The sequence below is a fragment of the Arsenophonus sp. ENCA genome (assembly GCF_002287155.1).
GTDB classification, from domain to species: Bacteria; Pseudomonadota; Gammaproteobacteria; order Enterobacterales; family Enterobacteriaceae; genus Arsenophonus; species Arsenophonus nilaparvatae.
Genome location: NZ_NHNG01000576.1, coordinates 1 through 4,507, shown reverse-complemented (window position 1 = coordinate 4,507; position 4,507 = coordinate 1). Strand labels below are relative to the sequence as shown.

At 36.1% G+C, this 4,507-nt stretch carries 8 protein-coding genes; 3 read left to right on the top strand and 5 right to left on the bottom strand.

What is annotated here, in order from left to right; all coding sequences use genetic code 11:
• Positions 1–451: 451 nt before the first annotated feature.
• Positions 452–826, bottom strand: a complete 375-nt coding sequence (traM, locus tag CBG25_RS14985; protein WP_290607628.1) for a conjugal transfer relaxosome DNA-binding protein TraM — start codon at positions 824–826, stop codon at positions 452–454.
• A 554-nt stretch (positions 827–1,380) separates the two neighbouring features.
• Between traM and CBG25_RS14980 the strand changes: the two genes are divergently transcribed.
• The gene (locus CBG25_RS14980) at positions 1,381–1,839 is read left to right on the top strand and encodes a transglycosylase SLT domain-containing protein (RefSeq protein WP_290607627.1); all 459 of its coding nucleotides are present in this window, start codon (positions 1,381–1,383) and stop codon (positions 1,837–1,839) included.
• A gap of 26 nt (positions 1,840–1,865) precedes the next feature.
• Complete coding sequence (locus CBG25_RS14975) at positions 1,866–2,165, top strand: hypothetical protein (RefSeq protein WP_290607625.1); 300 nt, start codon at positions 1,866–1,868, stop codon at positions 2,163–2,165.
• A 190-nt stretch (positions 2,166–2,355) separates the two neighbouring features.
• On the opposite strand, the gene CBG25_RS14970 is transcribed toward CBG25_RS14975, so the two are convergent.
• From CBG25_RS14970 to CBG25_RS14960, 3 genes are all read right to left on the bottom strand, one after another.
• Positions 2,356–2,733 (bottom strand): hypothetical protein, encoded by a 378-nt coding sequence (locus CBG25_RS14970; protein WP_290607623.1) that lies wholly within the window; start codon positions 2,731–2,733, stop codon positions 2,356–2,358.
• 363 nt (positions 2,734–3,096) lie between these two features.
• Positions 3,097–3,318 (bottom strand): hypothetical protein, encoded by a 222-nt coding sequence (locus tag CBG25_RS14965; RefSeq protein WP_290607621.1) that lies wholly within the window; start codon positions 3,316–3,318, stop codon positions 3,097–3,099.
• A 15-nt stretch (positions 3,319–3,333) separates the two neighbouring features.
• Positions 3,334–3,978, bottom strand: coding sequence for a DNA methyltransferase (locus tag CBG25_RS14960; RefSeq protein ID WP_290607619.1), 645 nt, complete (start codon positions 3,976–3,978; stop codon positions 3,334–3,336).
• An 18-nt stretch (positions 3,979–3,996) separates the two neighbouring features.
• On the opposite strand from CBG25_RS14960, the gene CBG25_RS14955 reads away from it, so the two are divergent.
• Positions 3,997–4,206 (top strand): hypothetical protein, encoded by a 210-nt coding sequence (locus CBG25_RS14955; RefSeq protein WP_290607617.1) that lies wholly within the window; start codon positions 3,997–3,999, stop codon positions 4,204–4,206.
• Positions 4,207–4,398: 192 nt separating this feature from the next.
• Here CBG25_RS14955 and CBG25_RS14950 read toward each other — a convergent pair.
• A partial coding sequence (locus CBG25_RS14950) for a Rop family plasmid primer RNA-binding protein (RefSeq protein WP_290607629.1) occupies positions 4,399–4,507 on the bottom strand: 109 nt, incomplete at its 5' end.

The window sequence follows — 4,507 nt, the reverse complement described above, 5'->3', positions numbered from 1 at the left end:
TAAACCACTTGACCCGGTTATTAAGATTTTTTTCATCGGACGCTCCATTAAAAGTGGATAGCTGTAAATTACATTTTAGCCCACATTTTTAATTAACAAAAAAAATTACATTAATTTACGTTAACATAAATATATATTCCCATATTTAAAAAATTAATCTCCATAATATTTTTTACATTATTATTATTCATAAGAATATTTAATAAATAATTAAAAATCGTTATATAAAATTGATTACTTGATAAAATTAAATATAATCAAATACATCTTATTTAAACCAATATTTAACATTTATAAAAATCACCTAAATGATAATAAAAATCTTTACCATTAAAAAATTTCTGGATGGAACTTTTTGGTTTTTCCTGGGTTAATTTTTACTTTAATCTTGATAATTACAAATAAATTAAAAAAATCGTCAAAATCACGGTGTTCAATTAACGTAATTAAATTAATCATCTGGGAAAAATTTCTTAAGCTCTTCTTTAGCAGAATCTCTAATTTCATTAACCATTTTATGATATTCATAATTTTCCTTTCCTTCTAAATAAGGAGAGAAAGATTGCATCCCTAAAATTAACGACACGGCTTTTTTTGTCTTTATTAAACTTTCAAGTACAACTTTATTAAAGGCTTCCTGATCAAAAGAATTATTTTCATTATTTTGTTGAGCTTCATAAACCCTTAAACCAAGTTCAAGTAACATTGTCCCTACACTGGATAAGCTAATTTCAGTTTCATTCGCACCCTCATTTTTTTGTTGATTTACGATATTAACAATCCGATTAAAAACATCATTTGACGTGTAAATTTGTAATCTTGCCATGAAATTTTATCCTTGACGAATAGACTATAATTAGGTTAAAAATTAACCATATCAAAGCAAGTTGCATACAACTCTTTATTGAGTCAATAACGAGTCGTTTACGACTCACTCACAACTCTTTATACAACTCGCATAACAAAAATGCAAGTCGTAAACGACTTACACAATGACTCGTAAGACGACTCATTGCTCAGAAATACGAGTCGCTAAGGACTTGAATTACGACTCTTATACGACTTAAAAATAGAAAAACACGAGTCGTCAGGCGAGTCTTTTAAGGACTTGACTCTAGAGTTGAGTCTAACTATCCGTATGAAAAATAACAATAACTCTAATAAGACTCTATTTTTAAGTTGTCAACGACTCTAGTTTTTATATGTAAAATAATTGATTAAACATTTTAAAAAATATAACTTATTGATTTTTAATTTATTTATTGCAAATTTTTAATTTGCGTAGAGTATGAACATATTCTATGCTAAGGAGTGGGTGATAAGAGGAGTTGTGAGAGAGATTGACTAGGGACTTTTTGGGGATAAAATCGAGGCGGGTTGATGAGATTTTTAAAACTTTTAATCGTAATTTTTCTGTCTGGATTTTTCACCCATTCCAGTTTTGCAGATTGTTTTTATTTGGCGGGTAGAGATTATAAAATAGACCCTGATTTATTACGGGCTATCGCTTGGGTAGAATCAAAATATAATCCGAATGCTATTGGAAAAAATAATAACAGTATTGATATTGGCCTCATGCAAATTAACTCACAGCATATTAATTATCTTAAATCGTTAGGTATTACCCCTTATCAATTAAGAAATGATGCTTGTATGAATATTTATACTGGCGCTTATTTTTTAGCGCTGGCATTTAATAAATGGGGTGTAACCTGGCAAGCAATAGGCGCTTATAATGCCGGATTTAAAAATAATGAAATACAGAATAAACGAAGATTAATTTACGCCAGAAAAATTAACAAATTTTATCGTAAAATAAAAAATAATCAGCACCAGTAAATAAACCTTAAATTAAGGAATAATAAATGAGAATAAAATTTAATGGTCGCTGGAATAAACAAAGTCTTAAGAAAGCAATTTGTGAAGCGATTGACGAATTGCAATTTTATGACATTGAATTTCTATCCGGCGTTAATCTTTATTTTCATGGGGAAGATATTAATTTTGATAAGATTGAAATTAGGAATGAAAACGATACCCCTATCATATTTATTTATGATAATAATATTCCGGTGATAAAACCACGCAAAAGAAAAAAAAGAAAAGCACCCGTCATTAGCCTTGCTGATTTTAAAAGAGATAAACAGCAAAAAGATAAATTATAAAATTGACCCACTCATGAATAATTAAAAATTTTGACGTAAAAAACGGCTTGTTTAATATGCTGCACGCTTTCATTATGCGTACTATTTTGCATAGCTCAACTCCTAGACTATTTAGGGTTTGGGTGAGCTGGTTACCAGAGCGATAACTCTAGTAACCAGCGATGATTAATTTAATTCTTTGTAATCAAATTCAGAATTGATAATCTTGCCGTGCCATAGCCACTTCAACACAGAGAGATTGCTCAAATTGGTTACGAACAAAAGCAATTATTTCCTTCCCTAATTCACCGTACAAATCGGGAACTAAGGTTATTGCTTTTATCCAATATTTGACCACGGAATATTTTAACGTTGGTTCTTGCCAGTTACTTACACCGTGATTTAAGACGTTTTCAGTTATTGCCATGAGTTGTTCAAACAACCATTGGCCTGTTTCGCTTCCGCTTTTTTTCTGAAAAAGTGCATTAAACAATGCCTGTTGATGTTGAATCACTATCGATTCTTTATTTTTTTCAACCCATCTTTCAGAAGGCTTTTGAGCGGCGGTTTTGACGTTTTGTGTATTCATGCTGTTTCTCCTCTTATCGATTTGTTTTTCATCTCTCGTCAGACTCTCTCGCGGCAAAGCGCAAGAGGAGCAACGACGTTCGGGGGAACGCAAGGGCGCCGCTGGCGGCGTGCATTTTACCCTTGCGGGAGCACGGGCGGCGGTGCTACACAAAGCGCTTAGCAAGAGAGTCTGACGAGAGATGAAAAATCGATACTGTGATGAGCATGAATACATTCGGCACGACCACAGGGCGGGACGTCCTTAAAGCGCTGGCGGTTTTTGCCAGTGCGGTTAATGCGGCGCGTCCGTATGGACGCTGCAAGCTGGGTTCCACACCAACAAAAATTATCTGACAACTGGGCGGATATACCGCCCGTTTAATTAATCTTTAAAAGCACCGTCCAACGCAATGACTTGTTGATAAATCGCTTGCATTTGATTTTTAATCGGCTTCATCAGTTGCGCCGCTAAACGTTCGGTAAGTTCGTCAGAATCATATAAATATTTCCGCTCAAATTCGAAAAGTTGGATATAAAACATATCCATTTTTTCAACGAGTAAAGCCACCTCTTTTCGTAGTACTTCATGACCAGAATAATTCATTTTTTAATGTCCTCTCTAGGCTGCACGACAAGCACGCAAAGCGGCAATACGTTGTTGACCAATGGCATGATATTCAGCAAGAAGCTCAATACCAATGTAACGCCGTCCTGAAAGCGCAGCAGCGAGACAGGTAGAGCCAGAACCCGCAAACGGATCAAGTACAATAGCGTTAGGTTGCGTAAAAGACGCTATGAGCGGCTGTAAGCTACTAACGGGCTTTTGAGTTGGATGATAGATATTGCCTGTATATTGCCATGACTGTACGTCTTTCATTGGCTTTACAGGCATCACAGGACGGCCTTTCGCCAGCAGATAAGCATTTTCGTGGCTGTGCCCAAAAAACCCAGTTTTTGACGCATAACGTTTCTTGAAAACGAGATGACCAACAATACGGAAGCCGGATTTTTTCCAGGCATTAACAAATTTCTCAACCCGATTCCAGCCGTAAAAACTGACCATCAAACTATTTGGCTTCAATACGCGAAACATTTGTTGACAAGCTGGCAATAACCATTCGTCGTTTTTATCGTTGGCAATTGAGCGCCCTGAACGATCGATATAATCAACCAGATACGGCGGATCGGTCAGGATAAAATCGATTGCATTATCGGGAAAAGTTGACATAATTTTCTGGCTGTCGCCTTGTATAAATCGGGACATTGTGGTGTCTCCTATTTAGTGGGACAGCAGGAGGTGACCCCATGTCACCGTTCCCTTACTGCCCGATGTCACGAAGCCATTGACCATTTGGGGTCAAGTGGAACGTGGAATACCGGAGCCACGTGTGGCGAGGATATGCCGCGAAAGCCACTTGAAGGCTTGCCGTCCCCTAAAAATGGGCGTATGGCAAGCTGGCATCGGGCAGTAAGGGAAATCCTTCAAATTTGAAATTAATTCGATTGATAAATCTGATTTCTGTGTGGGAATTCAATCTATTTAAGCGATACGCTTTTTTTTCACTGTGCTTCTAACATCCGGTAGGGAAATATAAGCGGAGCCGCCATTAGCGGCGACATCCTTATTTTTATGAGTAACCACAATCTTTTGCGTGGTTTTCTGTACAAAGAATAGAGTGAGTCATCATCTTTCCAGTGTTTTTTTCAAATTAAAATAAAGTTCTTCTGCCATGTAGTGCAAATCTACGCACTCATCTGCACAATCATCCAGATTAAGTTGATTGAGCTTATCT

Coding starts and splice junctions, on each gene's coding strand:
- traM (WP_290607628.1), bottom strand. CDS start 826: ATGGCAAGATTACAAATTTACACGTCAAATGATGTTTTTAATCGGATT.
- CBG25_RS14960 (WP_290607619.1), bottom strand. CDS start 3,978: ATGTCCCGATTTATACAAGGCGACAGCCAGAAAATTATGTCAACTTTT.
- CBG25_RS14975 (WP_290607625.1), top strand. CDS start 1,866: ATGAGAATAAAATTTAATGGTCGCTGGAATAAACAAAGTCTTAAGAAA.
- CBG25_RS14965 (WP_290607621.1), bottom strand. CDS start 3,318: ATGAATTATTCTGGTCATGAAGTACTACGAAAAGAGGTGGCTTTACTC.
- CBG25_RS14980 (WP_290607627.1), top strand. CDS start 1,381: ATGAGATTTTTAAAACTTTTAATCGTAATTTTTCTGTCTGGATTTTTC.
- CBG25_RS14970 (WP_290607623.1), bottom strand. CDS start 2,733: ATGAATACACAAAACGTCAAAACCGCCGCTCAAAAGCCTTCTGAAAGA.